12 protein-coding genes are annotated in these 15,002 nt (G+C 69.0%); 5 read left to right on the top strand and 7 right to left on the bottom strand.

Going from position 1 to position 15,002, the window contains the following annotated elements; all coding sequences use genetic code 11:
- Window positions 1–101: 101 nt before the first annotated feature.
- The 4 genes from tsaC to AC2EWF_RS09220 form a co-directional block, all read right to left on the bottom strand.
- Window positions 102–674, bottom strand: a complete 573-nt coding sequence (gene tsaC, locus AC2EWF_RS09235) for an L-threonylcarbamoyladenylate synthase type 1 TsaC (RefSeq protein ID WP_483639064.1) — start codon at window positions 672–674, stop codon at window positions 102–104.
- Between the two features lie 164 nt (window positions 675–838).
- On the bottom strand, window positions 839–3,328 hold the full coding sequence (locus tag AC2EWF_RS09230) for a DNA topoisomerase I (RefSeq protein ID WP_483639063.1): 2,490 nt from the start codon (window positions 3,326–3,328) through the stop codon (window positions 839–841).
- Window positions 3,329–3,464: 136 nt separating this feature from the next.
- Entirely contained in the window at window positions 3,465–4,595 is a 1,131-nt protein-coding gene (dprA, locus tag AC2EWF_RS09225; protein WP_483639062.1) for a DNA-processing protein DprA, read from the bottom strand.
- Between the two features lie 71 nt (window positions 4,596–4,666).
- Window positions 4,667–5,791 (bottom strand): LysM peptidoglycan-binding domain-containing protein, encoded by a 1,125-nt coding sequence (locus AC2EWF_RS09220; protein ID WP_483639061.1) that lies wholly within the window; start codon window positions 5,789–5,791, stop codon window positions 4,667–4,669.
- A gap of 143 nt (window positions 5,792–5,934) precedes the next feature.
- Here AC2EWF_RS09220 and def point away from each other — a divergent pair, with 143 nt between their 5' ends.
- From def to AC2EWF_RS09195, 5 genes are all read left to right on the top strand, one after another.
- On the top strand, window positions 5,935–6,444 hold the full coding sequence (gene def / locus AC2EWF_RS09215; protein WP_483639060.1) for a peptide deformylase: 510 nt from the start codon (window positions 5,935–5,937) through the stop codon (window positions 6,442–6,444).
- Window positions 6,441–7,400 carry a methionyl-tRNA formyltransferase gene (fmt, locus tag AC2EWF_RS09210; protein ID WP_483639059.1) on the top strand — a complete coding sequence of 320 codons (960 nt, stop codon included), beginning with the start codon at window positions 6,441–6,443 and terminating at the stop codon, window positions 7,398–7,400. Before def ends, fmt begins: the two co-directional genes overlap by 4 nt.
- A gap of 783 nt (window positions 7,401–8,183) precedes the next feature.
- Window positions 8,184–9,479 carry a 16S rRNA (cytosine(967)-C(5))-methyltransferase RsmB gene (gene rsmB / locus AC2EWF_RS09205; protein ID WP_483639058.1) on the top strand — a complete coding sequence of 432 codons (1,296 nt, stop codon included), beginning with the start codon at window positions 8,184–8,186 and terminating at the stop codon, window positions 9,477–9,479.
- 33 nt (window positions 9,480–9,512) lie between these two features.
- Window positions 9,513–11,264 carry an ArnT family glycosyltransferase gene (locus tag AC2EWF_RS09200; RefSeq protein WP_483639057.1) on the top strand — a complete coding sequence of 584 codons (1,752 nt, stop codon included), beginning with the start codon at window positions 9,513–9,515 and terminating at the stop codon, window positions 11,262–11,264.
- A 27-nt stretch (window positions 11,265–11,291) separates the two neighbouring features.
- Window positions 11,292–12,278 carry a glycosyltransferase gene (locus AC2EWF_RS09195; protein WP_483639056.1) on the top strand — a complete coding sequence of 329 codons (987 nt, stop codon included), beginning with the start codon at window positions 11,292–11,294 and terminating at the stop codon, window positions 12,276–12,278.
- 7 nt (window positions 12,279–12,285) lie between these two features.
- On the opposite strand, the gene AC2EWF_RS09190 is transcribed toward AC2EWF_RS09195, so the two are convergent.
- The 3 genes from AC2EWF_RS09190 to AC2EWF_RS09180 are packed head-to-tail and all read right to left on the bottom strand — an operon-like array spanning window position 12,286 to window position 14,975.
- The gene (locus AC2EWF_RS09190; protein WP_483639055.1) at window positions 12,286–13,113 is read right to left on the bottom strand and encodes a glycosyltransferase family 2 protein; all 828 of its coding nucleotides are present in this window, start codon (window positions 13,111–13,113) and stop codon (window positions 12,286–12,288) included.
- Between the two features lie 7 nt (window positions 13,114–13,120).
- Window positions 13,121–14,035, bottom strand: coding sequence for a glycosyltransferase family 2 protein (locus AC2EWF_RS09185; protein ID WP_483639054.1), 915 nt, complete (start codon window positions 14,033–14,035; stop codon window positions 13,121–13,123).
- 1 nt (window position 14,036) lies between these two features.
- Window positions 14,037–14,975, bottom strand: coding sequence for a UDP-glucuronic acid decarboxylase family protein (locus AC2EWF_RS09180; RefSeq protein ID WP_483639053.1), 939 nt, complete (start codon window positions 14,973–14,975; stop codon window positions 14,037–14,039).
- Window positions 14,976–15,002: the final 27 nt, after the last annotated feature.

Here is a 15,002-nt window from a genome sequence, read left to right as displayed (position 1 = left end):
GCGCCCCGCCCACGCACGGGCGGCGCCGACGATGCTAGGGATTCCCCTTGTGCGCGCCGCTGAATCGCATCCGGCCTTTGCAGTCGCGATTCACCGCCGAGTCAGGCGCGGATGATAGCGCCGGTGAGCGCGTCGCGTATGGTGGTGGGGCGGTCCTGCGCGCCCAGCGGGGCGTCAAGCAGGCCGTCCAGCGTGTCGCCGAAGTAGTCGCGCACGGTCTGCGCGCTCTTCGCCGGCGGTTCGCCGTGCGGGTTCGCGCTGGTGGAGACCAGCGCGCCGCCGTACGCGCGGCACAGCGCCGCCGCCGGCGGGTGGGCGGTGACGCGCAACGCGATGCCGGCATGCGCACCAGCCACCCAGTCGGGCACGTCCTTGCTGCGCGGAAAAATCCAGGTATGCGGGCCGGGCCAGCTGGCGCGCACCTGGGCCATCACTTCATCGGGCACCTGTGCGAGATCGATGTAGCGCTCGACCTGGGCAAAGTCGGCGGCGATCAGCAGCACGCCCTGGGTGGCGGGGCGCTGCTTCAGGGCGAAGATCTTCTCGAAAGCGGCGCGGTCGTGGGGATCGCAGCCCAGGCCGTAGACCGCCTCGGTCGGGTAAGCCAGCACGCCGCCTGCACGCAGCAGCGCTGCAGCGGCATCGATCCCGGCAGGGGTGAAGGTCTGCAACATGGGTCAGGGTTCCGCATGGGCCATGCCCAAGGGAGTGCGGCGGCCGTAGGCGCGGGGCTGGCGCAGGCGTGGCTTCGGCTGGCCTTGCCCGGCGTGCCGGCCTGAACCCCGACCTGCGGGCACCCGGGCGGCGGGCAACCGCGTTGCGCGCTGCATGACAGGCATCAGGCAGGGGACTTCTTCGCGGCGGCCTTCTTCGTCGCTGCCTTCCTGGTCGCGGTTTTCTTGGCGGCCGTCTTGCTGGCGGCGGCTTTCTTCGCAGGCGCCTTCTTGGCGGCAGCCTTCTTCACCGCCGGTTCCTTCTTCGCCGCGGTCTTCTTCGCGGCGGCGGTCTTCTTGCCGAAGCGGCCGCCCTTCTTCACCGGCGCGGCAGCGAGCAGTTCCAGGCACTGCGCCTCGGTAAGCTCCTTCGGCTCGGTGTCCTTGGGAATGCGCGCGTTCTTCTCGCCGTCGGTGATGTAGGGGCCGTAGCGGCCATTGAGCACCTGCACGCCGTTGCCGAAGTCCGCGATCACGCGGTTCGCGAGCAGGGTGAGCTTCTCTTCCACCAGCTGCAGCGCACGCGGCAGTTCGATGGTGTAGGGATCGTCCTCCGGCTTGAGCGAAGCGTAGGTGCTGCCCTGTTTCACGAACGGGCCGAAGCGGCCAATGCCCACGCTGACCTCGTCGCCGTTCGGCGCGGCGCCCAGCTGGCGCGGCAGCTTGAACAGCTCCAGCGCCTCGGCCAGCGTGATGGTGTGCATGCTCTGGCCCGGACGCAGGCTGGCGAACTGCAGCTTCTCGTCGCTGTCCTTGTCGCCAATCGCCGCGTACGGCCCGAAGCGGCCGAGGCGCACGAACACCGGCTTGCCGCTCTTGGGGTCGGTGCCCAGCTCGCGCGCGCCGGTGGCCTCGCTGCGGTCCACCGATTCGGTCTTCTCCTCCACCTGCTGCTTGAACGGCTGCCAGAAGCGCTGCATCAGGGGCACCCAGGCTTCCTCGCCGCGGCTCACGGCATCCAGCTCGTCCTCGAGCTTCGCGGTGAAGTCGTAGTCCACGTAGCGGCTGAAGTGCTGGGTGAGGAACTTGCCGACCGCGCGGCCGATGTCGGTGGGCTTGAAGCGGCGGCTGTCGAGCAGCACGTACTCGCGGTTGAGCAGCACCTGGATGATGCTGGCGTAGGTGGAGGGGCGGCCGATGCCGTATTCCTCCAGCGCCTTCACCAGCGAGGCTTCGGAATAGCGCGGCGGCGGCTCGGTGAAATGCTGGTCGGCGACGATGTCGTGCAGCGGCACCTGCTCGCCCTTTTCCAGCCGCGGCAGGCGGCGGCCTTCATCGTCGTCGTCCGCGTTCTTCTGGTCGCGGCCTTCCTCGTACACGGCGAGGAAGCCGGGATCAACCACGGTGGTGCCGGTGGCGCGGAACGCGGCGGGACCGCCGGCGGCATGCGGCAACTCGAAATCCACCGACACGGTGTTCAGCGTGGCGTGGATCATCTGGCAGGCCACGGTGCGCTTCCAGATCAGCTCGTACAGCTTGCGCTGCTCGTCGTTGAGGTAGGCGGCCACGTCGCGCGGCGTGCGCATGGCGGAGGTGGGGCGGATCGCCTCGTGCGCCTCCTGCGCGTTCTTGCTCTTGGCCTTGTAGAACTGCGGCCCGTCGGGCAGCGCCTTGTGGCCGTAGTCGCGCGCGATCAACGCGCGCAACTCGGCCAGCGCGTCGTCGGCCAGCGCCACCGAATCGGTACGCATGTAGCTGATCAGGCCCACGTTGCCTTCGCTGCCGAGGCTCACGCCTTCGTACAGGCCCTGCGCCACCTTCATGGTGCGGCTGGTGGTGAAACCGAGCTTGCGCGCGGCCTCTTGCTGCAGGGTGGAGGTGGTGAACGGCGGAGCCGGGCGGCGCTTGCGCTCCTTGCTGCCCACCTCGTTCACCGTCAGGCGGCCGTGCGCGGCCTCCTTCAGCGCGGCCCGCGCAGCCATGGCATCGGCCTCGTTGGTGAGGTCGAACTGTTCGAACTTCTTGCCATGCAGCTTGACCAGGCGCGCGGCGAACTCGCCCTCGGCGTGGCGCAGCTGCGCCTCCACCGTCCAGTACTCCCGCGCCTTGAACGCCTCGATCTCCTCTTCGCGCTCCACGATCATGCGCAGCGCGGGCGACTGCACGCGGCCGGCGGACAGGCCCCGCTGCACCTTGCGCCACAGCACCGGCGAGAGGTTGAAGCCGACCAGGTAGTCCAGCGCGCGGCGCGCCTGCTGGGCGTCCACCAGGTCGTGCGACAACGCGCGCGGCGCGGCCACCGCGGCCTTGATCGCCTTCGGCGTGATCTCGGAGAACACCACCCGGTGCAGCGCCTTGCCCTTGGTGAGGCCGCGGTCCTTGAGGATCTCGCTGATGTGCCAGCTGATCGCCTCGCCCTCGCGGTCCAAGTCGGTGGCGAGATAGATGTCGTCGGCCGCCTTGGCCGCCTTGGCGATCGCGTCGACGTGCTTCTCGTTGCGCTCGATCACCTCGTACTTCATCGCGAAGCCGTGGTCGGGATCGACCGCGCCCTCCTTGGGTTTCAGGTCGCGCACATGGCCGTAGGAAGCGAGGACCTGGAAGTCCTTGCCGAGGTATTTGTTGATCGTCTTGGCCTTGGCGGGCGACTCGACGATAAGCAGGTTCTTGGCCATGAATCTCGATGCAGGTGGGCGTGGCAAATTCATGCCGCAGTGCGACATGGCTATATATTAGTGAGGACAGACGGCGCGACGACTGTCAAGCCGGGCGGCGTGAAACCGCGCCGTGGCGCGGGTTCCGGGGCTGCATCTAGCCGGGCATGCGCTGGTAGCGGTTGCCCGGAAGGCCCGCCACGCACCCCTCCAGCTCCAGCATCAGCAGCATGGAAGACAGGGCGGCCGCGGCGAGCCCGCTGCGCTGCGCCAGCTCGTCCAGCGTGGCCGGGTCGTGCCCCAGTGCGTCGAGCAGGCAGCGGTAGTCCGGGTCGTCGCGCCAGCCGCCTTGGCGGGCGGACGCCCGGGTATCGGGCCGGCCCAGCCGCTCGGCCAGCTCCACCCCCAGCGCCTGCGCGGCCGGCGCCAGCGCCTCGATCACCTCGGCCGGCTCCTCGACCAGGCGGGCGCCGTCGCGGATCAGCCGATGGCAGCCCCGCGCCAGCGGGTTGGCGATGGAGCCCGGCAGCGCAAACACCTCGCGACCCTGCTCGCCGGCCAGCCGCGCCGTGATCAGCGAGCCGGACTGCAGGCCCGCCTCCACCACCACCGTGCCCAGTGCCAGGCCCGAGATGAGGCGATTGCGACGCGGGAAGTGGTCGGCGCGCGCCGCCGTGCCTGGCGGGAACTCGCTGACCAGCGCACCCTGCGCCGCGATGCGCCGGGCCAGGGCATGGTGCTTGCGCGGATAGACCCGGTCCGGCCCGGTGCCGACCACCGCGACGGCGGCGGCACCCGCGTCCAGCACGGCCTCGTGCGCGGCGCCGTCGATGCCCTCGGCCATGCCGCTGGTCACTGTGAAACCGGCCAGCGCCAGCGCACGGGCGAAGCGGCGCGCGTGCTCCAGCCCCGCCGGGCTGGCGCCGCGCGCGCCCACGACGGCCACCTGCGGATGCAGCAGCAGGCTGGCGTCGCCGGCCACGAACAGCGCGGCCGGCGGCTGCGGGATGGTTTCCAGCAACGGCGGGAAATCCGCGTCGGTGCAGCGCAGCAGGCGATGGCCGGGTTCGGCCAGCCAGGCGAGGTCGGCGGCGAGGCGCGCCGGGTCGGGCGCGTCCAGCCATGCTGCAGCGCCCTCGCCCAGGCTGGCGGCCTGCCGGCGCAGCCGCGCCGGCACGGCCTCGATGCAGTCGCCGGCCGCGGCCAGTGCCTCGCGCAGGCCACCCGGCCCCAGTCCCGGCGTGCGCAGGGCGATCAGCCAGGCGCGCAGTTCGTGCGTCTCGTCCATGCCGGCAGTGTACGAACGAAAACGGCGCGGCGTGAGCCGCGCCGTCGTGTGGGTTGATGCCTACGCCGACCCTATTCCGGCAGGCGCAGCCTGTCACCCTTCTTCACCGGGCGCAGGCCGTCCATCACCAGGCCATAGCTGACGTTGTCGAAGGTGCGGAACACCATCACGTGGCCGATGTATTCCTCCGGCAGGGTCACCCGCTTGCCCACGCCGCGGTCCCAGCTGTTGCTGGCCACGTCGTCGTGGATGTTGTCGCCGGGCTGCCAGATCGCGAAGGTAGTGCCGTTGTCCACGCCGTCCTTCGAGCCCACCGAAAGCGCCACCACCTGGTGCGGCCCCACCGCGTCCATCGCGTCGGTGAAAGCGATCACGCGGCCGTCCTTGGGCTGCTGCTTCGGCGCATGCGGGTAGAAATACGGGTCGTACGGGTTGTCGTCCACCGGCATGATGCGGTCGCCGCTGCGCACTTCCTGGGTGGAATCGAGCAGCAGCAGGGTGGACGGGTCGCCGGTGCGCAGCGTCTCGGCGGTGCCGATCACCTTCACCTCGACACCCATGTCACGGCCGCGGAGGAAGTGGCCGGAGCCGTTGTTGAAGTCCTCCTCCCACGGCGACCTCACCATCGCCGCGTTCGCATACAGCTCGTCGCCGAACTCCGCGTTGCCGCCGGAACCGTCGTCGAAACCGCGGAACACGTGCTCGGGCCGCACGATCGCCCAGCGCTGGCCCGGCTGGCTGTCGAGGCCGCGCACGTAGATGTTCTGGCCCGAGGTGGCGCGCAGCTGGTTCTCTTCCACGCCCACCACGTAGGGGGCCTTGCTGACCACGCTGGAATCCATCACGCGCAGGTCTTTCAGGAAGGTCTTGAGCGCATCCAGCGGGATCGCAGGCACCGCCTCGCCCTCGCGGTGCACGGCCGGCTGCAGCTTCAGCGCCGCACCATTGATGAAAGACAGGTTGAGCACGTCACCGGGGTAGATCAGGTGCGGGTTGCGTACCTGCGGATTCGCCTGCCAGATCTCCGGCCACAGCCATGGCTTGACCAGGAATTTCGCCGAGATTCCCCACAGTGTGTCGCCGCGGCGCACGGTGTACGAATCAGGGTGGTTGCTGCGCAATTGCGCGGCGCCGGCGGCACACACCGCTGCCGCGACCATGGTGCCAGCCAGCACCGTGAAGGCTTTCTTGAACATTGGTGGGAATCCCCCTCCCCGCGGTGAGAGCGAGTGTAACCGAAGCATTAAGCGGTGCAATCGGCACCGGGTCGCAGAATCCGCGGCCGCCATGGGGCGCGGCCGTCGGCTCTCCCGCGGCGGTGGCGTACTACAATGACGGCATGTCCCTGCTCACCATCCTCGAATTCCCCGATCCCCGCCTGCGCACCAAGGCCGCGCCGGTCACCGTGTTCGACGCGGAACTCAAGCAGTTCGTCGCCGACATGTTCGAGACCATGTACGCCGCCAATGGCGTCGGTCTGGCCGCCACGCAGGTCAACGTGCACCAGCAGGTGCTGGTGATCGACATGAGCGACGAGCGCAACCAGCCGCTGGTGCTCATCAATGCCGAGATCGTCGCGACGGACGGCGCCCAGGTGTACCAGGAGGGCTGCCTGTCCTTCCCGGGCGTCTATGCCGACGTGACCCGCGCGCTGAAGGTGAAGGTGAAGGCCCACGATGTGGACGGCAAGGAATTCACCTACGAGGCCGAAGGCCCCCTGGCCGTGGCCGTTCAGCACGAAATGGACCACCTCGCCGGCAAGGTGTTCGTGGACTATCTGTCGCCGTTGAAGCGTTCGCTGCTGCTCAAGCGCCTGGAAAAGCAGCGCAAGCAGGCGGCCAGCGCTTGAGTGCACGGCCGTTGCGGATCGTCTTCGCCGGCACCCCGGAGTTCTCCGTTCCCTGCCTCGACGCGTGCCGCGCCAGCGGCGCCGAGCTGGTTGCCGTCTACACGCAGCCCGACCGTCCCGCCGGCCGTGGACGCAAGCTCGCGCCCAGCCCCGTGAAACAGGCCGCGCTCGCCGCCGGCATCGCGGTGGAACAACCCGAATCGCTGAAAGGCGCCCAGGCGCAGGCCGCGCTCGCCGCGTACCGCCCGGACCTGATGGTGGTGGTGGCCTATGGCCTGATCCTGCCGCGCAAGGTGCTGGCGATCCCGCGCTTAGGCTGCTGGAACGTGCACGCCAGCCTGCTGCCGCGCTGGCGCGGCGCAGCGCCGATTCAGCGCGCCATCCTTGCCGGCGATGCTGAGACCGGCGTGGATCTCATGCGGATGGAGGCCGGCCTCGACACCGGCCCCGTGCTGCTGGAAAAACGCACGCCCATCACCCGCGAGGACACCGCCGGCTCGCTGCACGACCGGCTCGCCGCGCTGGGCGCCGAGGCGCTGGCCGAAGGCCTCGCGCGCACCTCGGCCGGCGAGGCGCTGGCCGCCACGCCGCAGGCTGCCGAAGGCATCGTCTACGCGCACAAGCTGGACAAGGCCGAGGCACGCCTCGACTTCACCCGCCCCGCGATCGAGCTGGAGCGCCAGGTGCGCGCCTTCGATCCCTGGCCCGGCAGCGACGCCGAGCTTGCCGGCGAACCGCTGCGCATCTGGGCCGCCCGCGCGCTCGAACTCGCCCATGCCGCAACGCCTGGCAAGGTGCTCGGCGCTGGCCGCGACGGCATCGACGTCGCCTGCGGCAACGGCGCGCTGCGCATCACCGCGCTGCAGCGGGCGGGCGGACGGCGCATCACCGCCGCCGACTACCTCAATGCACGTCCGGAGTTGCGGCAGGCCTTTGCGCCCTCCCCGCCGGGTTGAGGCCGTGCTTGCGGTGAACTCGAGTCGACCTGTTTTTCATCGTATCGATAGAGCGGTTTCGAGCGCCTACCGGCGCCCGAGTCACTTTTCTCTGCGTGGCCAGAGAAAAGTAACCCAAAGAGAGGCCACCCCGATGGCGCGCCCTCCGGGCATCCTGCCCTGCGGGTGCGCGAGTGGGTTACGGGGTTTTTCGACGGCACCTCCTGTGCCGGCGAAAAACTGGACGGCATCCCTGCCCGCCATCCTGCGGACTGTTCCTCCACCCACCCGCCGCGCCATAGGGGCCCCGGGTAAAACAGCGCGCTCCCAGCGCGCAGAAGCAACGGCCAGAACAAGCCAAAGCGCTGCAAGTACGCCGCGCTTCAGCTTCTGGCGCGCAGGAGGCGCGCCTGCTTTTCCGGGGCCCCTGGGCGGCGGTGAGGTGGGGACGAAAAGGCCGCGTAGCGGGCGAATCCATGGATGGATTCGCCTTTTCGCGCGGGCAGGAGCCCGCTCGAAAAGCCCGGCCCCGCCTCGCGTACATGCCGGGCAGGACGCCCGGCAAGCGCCGCCCCGGGGTGTCGTTTCCTCTTGGTTACTTCTCCTTGACTCCGGGCATCCCGCCCTCCGCCCTTGCGGGCCGGCTTCGCCGTTCGCACGTGCTCCTGCACGTGCGTGGACAAGCAAAGGAGAAGTAACTCGGGGGCCCAAAGGGCGCTCGAAACCGCTCCGTGGCCAGCGACAAGCCGCAAAGCCCACTCCACCGCAACCCTCCCCTGCAAGCAGGGAAGTCAAACCCGCCCCATGACCGACACCCGCGCCGAAGCCGCCCGCGCCCTCGCCGACATCGCCCTCCGCGGCGCCTCCCTGCGCGAAGCGATGGAGCGCCATGCGCCCAAGCTCCCCGATCCGCGCGACCGCGCCCTGCTGATGGCGCTGGTCAGCGACGGCGCGCGCTGGTGGCCGCGCTACGACGCTGCGCTGGACCGCCTGCTGGACCGCCCGCTGCGCCGGAAGGAACCCGCGGTGCACGCGCTGCTGGTGCTCGGGCTGGTGCAGCTGGAGATACTGGAGCTGGCCGAGTACGCCGCGGTGGCGGCCACGGTGGAGGCGGTGCGCGCGCTGAAGCAGCCGCAGCTGGCGGGCCTGGTCAACGCAGTGCTGCGCCGCTGGCAGCGCGAGCGCATCACGCACCTTGCCGCGCTCGATGCCCGCCCCGAAACCCGCCACGCACATCCGCACTGGCTGGCCGAAGCCATCGCCCGCGACTGGCCGGCGCAGGCCGAGGCGGTGATGACGGCGGACAACCGCGAACCGCCACTGATGCTGCGCGCCAACCGTCGCCGCACCGGTCGCGATGCCTTGATCGAGCGCCTGCGCGCGGACGGCCAGACGGCCGAACCGCACGCATGGCTGGCCGACGGCATCGTGCTGCCGCACAGCACCGACGTGACCCGCCTGCCCGGTTTCGCGGAGGGGTTGTTCGCGGTGCAGGACGGCGCGGCGCAGGTCGCCGCCGACCTCGCCGACGCGCACGACGGCCAGCGCGTGCTGGATGCCTGCGCCGCGCCCGGCGGCAAGGCCTGCCACCTGCTGGAACGCGCCGACGTTGCGCTGACCGCGCTGGAATTCGAAGCCAGGCGCGCGGGGCGGATCCGCGAAAACCTCGCCCGCCTGCACCTCCAGGCCGACGTGGTGGTGGGCGATGCCGGCGATCCTTCCACGTGGTGGGACGGCAAGCCCTACCAGCGCATCCTGCTCGACGCGCCGTGCTCGGCTACCGGCGTGCTGCGCCGCCGCCCGGACGTACGCCTGCACCGTCGCGCGGACGACATTCCCGCGCTGGCGAGCCAGCAACGGCGCATCCTCGAAGCGTTGTGGCCATTGCTGGCGCCGGGCGGTCGGCTGGTCTACATCACCTGCTCACTGCTGCGCGCGGAAAACGAGGACGTGGTGGCACCCTTCCTCACCACGCACCCGGATGCGCGGGCCGTGCCGTTCAGCCTGCCCGTCGGCCAGGCCGCCGCCGTTGGCTGGCAGGTCCTGCCCGGCGATGGCGATCTCGACGGCATGTACTATGCGGTGCTCGAAAAGCGCTGATCCGCCCGCATCACGCTCGCGCAGGAACGTTCCATGTCCGCTTTTTCCAAGGCCAGCCCCGAGGAGCGCCGCCGTTTCTGGCTGCTGTTGCTGATCGCGCTGGTGATCCTCGGCGCCGGCATCGGCCTGCGCGACCCGTGGCCCTCCGACGAGCCGCGCTTCACGCTGGCCGCGAAACAGATGGTGGAGAGCGGCGACTGGCTGTTCCCGCACCGCGGCAGCGAGCTGTACGCGGACAAGCCGCCGATGCTGATGTGGGCCGAGGCCTCCAGCTTCGAGCTGGTCCGCTGGTGGCGGCTCGCCTTCATGCTGCCCTCGCTGCTGGCCGGGCTGGGCACCCTGCTGCTAGTCTACGACCTCGGCCGCCGGCTGTGGGACCGGCGCACCGGCCTGTACGCCGCGGGCGGCCTGCTGCTGGCGTTCCAGTTCGTGTACCAGAACCAGCGCGCGCAGATCGATCCGCTGGTGGTGTTCTTCATCACCGCGGCGAACTGGGGCCTGCTGCGGCACCTGCTGGCGCCCCCCGATGCGGACGGAACGCGCACGGCGCACTGGCCGCTGTACTGGCTGGGCTGTTTCTGCGCGGGGCTGGGCGTGATCACCAAGGGCGTGGGTTTCCTCGCACTGCTGATGCTGATCCCCTACGCCTGGGCCGCATGGCGCGGCTGGGACGGCATCGTGCGGCCGGGCCGCGGCGCCTGGTGGCGCTGGCTGCTGGGGCTGGCCGCGGCGCTGGCGGCGATCGCGCTGTGGCTGGTGCCGATGCTGCTCGCCGCCCACGCACGCGACGGCAACCCGGCCTACGCGGCCTACGTGCGCGACATCCTGTTCAAGCAGACCGCGAAGCGCTATGCCGACGCCTGGCACCACATCCACGCGTGGTGGTACTACATCCCGATCCTGCTGTTCAGCTGGTTGCCGCTGTCCCTGCTCTATCCCGGCTGCCTGCCGCGCTGGTGGCAGCGGCTGAAGGCACGCGACGCACGCGTGCTGCTGCCGCTGGGCTGGGTGGTGCTGGTGCTGCTGTTCTTCAGCGCCTCGCCCGGCAAGCGCGACGTGTACATTCTGCCCGCGCTGCCGATGCTGGCGCTGGCCTGCGCACCGTTCGCGGACGAGCTGCTGACCAGGCGCTGGCTGCGCGTGGCGGGCCTCGCGTTCATCGCCGCGATGGGCGCGGCGATGCTGGCGCTGGGCGGCTACGCCCTGTTCGCGCATGCGCCGAAGGTGGCGACGTTCGCAGCCGAGCGCGATCTCGCCGACGGCGGCGCCGCGCTGTGGTGGATGTGCGTGGCGCTGGGCGCGGTGCAGCTGGCCCTGGTCGCCGCGCTGCGCGTGCGCCGCGCGCCGTGGGCGGTGTGCGGCGGCATGGCGGCGCTGTGGCTGGCCTGGGGTTTCTGGGCGGTGCCGCTGCTCAATCCCTCCAGTTCCTCGTCCGCGTTGATGGCCGCGGTGCGCAGCCACCTCGCTCCCGGCGACCAGCTCGGCCTGGTGGCGTGGACCGAGCAGAACCTGCTGATGCTCAACCGGCCCGCCACCGACTTCGGCTTCAAGCAGCCCTACCACCTGCAGTTCGCCCGTGCGGTGCAGTGGCAGGCGCAGGCACCGGCCACTCGCTGGCTTTTCGTGCAGCAACCGGCGCTGGGCACTTGCGTGGATCGCGCCAAGGCGATCTACCTCGGCCACGCCAACCAGCGCGACTGGTGGATGTTCAAGGCCGACTCAGTCATTGCCGGTTGCACACCGGCCAATGACGAAAAATCCGACCTTCCAGCCGATCCCGAATGATCAAATGATGCTTTTTCCGGGCACGCCATGATCAACCAAACCCCCTCCGTTGTTCGCTTGCGTCTGATAGGGCGCGACAACGGCGCAGGCCTGACACGCGAATTGCATCTGACCGCCGACACACTCAGCGCAGCCGGCTTGGACCCCACTATTTCTGGTTTACCACACCGGGGGCGAATAGCTGAATGGCTGACGCGATTGAAAATACGTATTGCTCCCTCCGATTACGATATCAACGTGTTCTTCGAGCGTGTCCGCCCCGAATTCATGCGCGGCGCACGGCACAATGTGCTCATTCCTTTTCCCGAATGGTTTCGCGATGAGGATCGCCCTCACCTGCAACGGATCGACGAGGTCTGGACCAAGACTCATCACGCCACCCCGCTTTTTGAGGCATTGGGAACACGAACCCGGTTCATTGGCGGCACCAGCTTCGACCGAATGCTACCGAACGAGCCTCGCAAGCATGCTTTCTTCCACGGACCTGGACGCAGTGGCAACAAAGGCACAGAAGCCTTACTCAAGATCTGGGCTGAAAACCCACATTGGCCTACGTTGACCCTCATCTGGCGCCGCAAGCGCATGAACATGAGGGAGGTACCAGCCAATGTAAACTGGATTCGCGACTTCATTGACGACAACGAATATCGGCGCTTACAGAACTCGCATCGCTTCCATCTGTGCCCCTCACAGACCGAAGGCTATGGCCATTACCTAGTCGAGGCAATGAGCTGCGGCGCCGTGGTCGTGACGCTCGATGCCGAGCCCATGAATGAAATGGTGACACCTGAGCGCGGTGTGCTTGTGCCGGCAATTCCGACCGGAATGCAACGCCTTTCCACTCTTTACGGCTTTACCGAAGTGGCCATGCGCGAAGTCATCCAGCGGTGCATCGCTATGAGCGAATCACAGGCCGAGGTGCTCGGCCAGGCAGCGCGCGACTGGTTCGTCGTTAACAGCCAAGCCTATCCCCAACGCTTGAAGGCTATTGCCGAACACCTCGTCAGCTCGTAACTGATAATCAGTCGGCAAATTCAGCCAGATGATCGGCAATGCCGTGATCGCAGCGCACCACTGCGCTTTCGACCGTGTCGCGAAAAATACGATTATTAGGCAGGCTCATGTCGTCCACATCGGGCTGCGCACGCGAGGCATGTTCCAGATGCACCGCGAGTGCCGCCCACTTCAGCTGGCGTCGGCGCACGCCCGCGTTTTCCAGCCGCGCCGCCAGCTCGCGATCCTCCGCGCCATAGCCTTCCATGCGCTCGTCGAAGCCGTTCACGCGCAGCAGGTCGTCGCGCCAGAAGCTCATGTTGCAGCTCATCACGCGGCCGCCACGCCGCTGACGTGCCTTCCAACGCGCCAGCATGGGCGCGTGGAAGGCATAGTGGCGACGCGTAGCATCGAAGGCGCGGAAGTCCGCCAGCGACCACGGTGCGAATACCGGCCTGCCGCCCGCCAGCAACTTCGCGGTTTCCTCGCGCGTGGCCTTGATTCGCCCGCCCTGTAGGAAGAAACCGCGCTCGGCCAACATCAGGTGGTCGGCCACGAAAGCGGGGTGCAGCACCATGTCGCCGTCGATCAGGATCACATAGTCGCCGCGGCTGGCGGCGATGCCGCGGTTGCGCGCCCGCGCGGCGCGGAAGCCGCGGTCCTCCTGCCATACGTGGCGCAGCGGCACCGGGAAATCGCGCTCCATGCGCTCGATGAGCTCTCGCGTTTCTGCACCCGAACCGTCGTCGGCCACGATCACCTCGTCGGGCAGGCGCGTCTGTGCGGTCAGGCTGGCCAGCACGCGCGCGAGCGCGGCCGGCCAGTTGTAGGTGAGTACGATGGCGCTGACCTGCATGGCGTGCTCAGCGTCCGCGCAGGCCACGACGCAGGATCGCCAGCGCGCGCTCGGCCCGCTTCCACCACGACGATGGGCCGCGCATGGCGATGCCGGCGTACAGGCGGGCCTCCACCCAGGTGGGGCGTTCGCGGGTCTTGAATTCGGCCTTGGCCAGGTCCAGCGCATGGGCATCCAGGTGCATGCGCGCGGCGTAATGGTTGATCAGGCAGCGCGAGCGGAACTGCGGCGCGAACTCGCGCATGCGCGCCTGCTCGTGCCACCAGCCGTTGCGGCCGTGGATGCGGTAGTCGACGTTGCCGGTGGGCAGGTAGTACTTGCGCGCACCCAGCACGCTGGCGCCGAACACCAGGCAGTTGTCGGCGCTGATGCGCCAGTTCGCCGCGAACTCCGGCGGCAGGTCGAGCACGCGTTCGGCCAGCCTGCGACGCAGCGCCAGCGCCGACGTGGGCGCGCCGTACCACCGTGCGCGCACCCAGGTGCCGAGCACGGTGTAGCCCAGATCCATGGCCTCCTCCGCGTAGGCCTGCACACCCGACTCGTTGCCCACCAGGCGCACGTCGGAGAACACGAAGTCGACGTCCCTGCGCGCGGCGAACACCTCGGCGAGCTGGCGCAGGTAGTCCGGTCCCCAGCGGTCGTCGGCGTCGAGGAAACACACCACGTCGCCGCGGGCGGCGGCGAGGCCGCGCTGGAAGGCGGCGAGCTGGCCGCCGTTCTCGCCGCACAGCAGCTTCACCCGCACATCGCGGCCGTAGCGCTCGCGCAGGTAGTCGGGCGAACCGTCGGTGGAGCCGTCGTCCACCACGATCACTTCCAGCGGCGGGCAGGCCTGGGCCAGCGCGCCGTCCACCGCCTCGGCCACGAAGTCGCGGTAGTTGTAATTGGTGAGGACGACCGAAAACGCGGGCGCGGCGTCCACCTCAGGCCTCCAGCAGCCGGCGGAAGTAGGCGATGGTCTCCCTGAGGCCATCCTCCAGCGCCACCTCCGGCTGCCAGCCCAGCCTGTCCCGCGCCAGCGCGATGTCGGGCTGGCGCTGGCGCGGATCGTCGGCGGGCAGCGGACGGAACACCAGCTTGGACTTGCCGCCGACCAGCGAAAGCACCTTCTCCGCCAGCGCCAGCATGGTGAACTCGCCGGGGTTGCCGATGTTCACCGGGCCGGTGAAACCGCGCTCGGATTCCATCATGCGCACGAAGGCCTCGACCAGGTCGTCCACGTAGCAGAAGCTGCGGGTCTGGTTGCCGTCGCCATAGACGGTGATGTCCTCGCCCTTCAGCGCCTGCACGATGAAGTTGCTCACCACGCGGCCGTCGTTGGGGTGCATGCGCGGACCGTAGGTGTTGAAGATGCGCACCACCTTGATGTCCAGGTCGTGCTGGCGGTGGTAATCGAAGAACAGCGTCTCGGCGCAGCGCTTGCCCTCGTCGTAGCAGGAACGGAAGCCGATCGGGTTGACCCGGCCCCAGTACTCCTCGCGCTGCGGGTGCACTTCGGGATCGCCGTATACCTCGCTGGTGGAGGCCTGCAGGATGCGCGCCTTCACGCGCTTGGCCAGGCCCAGCATGTTGATCGCGCCATGCACGCTGGTCTTGGTGGTCTGTACCGGATCGTGCTGGTAGTGCACCGGCGAGGCGGGGCACGCCAGGTTGAAGATGCGCTCCACCTCCACGTACAGCGGGAAGGTGACGTCATGGCGCATCAGCTCGAAGTACGGGTGGTTCAGCAGGTGCGCCACGTTGCGCTTGCTGCCGGTGAAGAAGTTGTCCACGCACAACACGTCGTGGCCATCGGCCAGCAGGCGGTCGCACAGGTGCGAGCCGAGGAAGCCGGCGCCGCCGGTCACCAGTACCTTGCGCATCAGTCGTCGTTCCGGAACGCGAGGCGG

Source organism: Rhodanobacter sp. sgz306013 (genome assembly GCF_057031145.1).
This window is presented reverse-complemented; position numbering and strand designations above follow the sequence as displayed.

What these genes read in the sequence shown, in the direction of transcription:
- tsaC (WP_483639064.1), bottom strand. Translation starts at nt 674, where the DNA reads ATGTTGCAGACCTTCACCCCTGCCGGGATCGATGCCGCTGCAGCGCTG.
- AC2EWF_RS09230 (WP_483639063.1), bottom strand. Translation starts at nt 3,328, where the DNA reads ATGGCCAAGAACCTGCTTATCGTCGAGTCGCCCGCCAAGGCCAAGACG.
- dprA (WP_483639062.1), bottom strand. Translation starts at nt 4,595, where the DNA reads ATGGACGAGACGCACGAACTGCGCGCCTGGCTGATCGCCCTGCGCACG.
- AC2EWF_RS09220 (WP_483639061.1), bottom strand. Translation starts at nt 5,791, where the DNA reads ATGTTCAAGAAAGCCTTCACGGTGCTGGCTGGCACCATGGTCGCGGCA.
- def (WP_483639060.1), top strand. Translation starts at nt 5,935, where the DNA reads ATGTCCCTGCTCACCATCCTCGAATTCCCCGATCCCCGCCTGCGCACC.
- rsmB (WP_483639058.1), top strand. Translation starts at nt 8,184, where the DNA reads ATGACCGACACCCGCGCCGAAGCCGCCCGCGCCCTCGCCGACATCGCC.
- AC2EWF_RS09200 (WP_483639057.1), top strand. Translation starts at nt 9,513, where the DNA reads ATGTCCGCTTTTTCCAAGGCCAGCCCCGAGGAGCGCCGCCGTTTCTGG.
- AC2EWF_RS09195 (WP_483639056.1), top strand. Translation starts at nt 11,292, where the DNA reads ATGATCAACCAAACCCCCTCCGTTGTTCGCTTGCGTCTGATAGGGCGC.
- AC2EWF_RS09190 (WP_483639055.1), bottom strand. Translation starts at nt 13,113, where the DNA reads ATGCAGGTCAGCGCCATCGTACTCACCTACAACTGGCCGGCCGCGCTC.
- AC2EWF_RS09180 (WP_483639053.1), bottom strand. Translation starts at nt 14,975, where the DNA reads ATGCGCAAGGTACTGGTGACCGGCGGCGCCGGCTTCCTCGGCTCGCAC.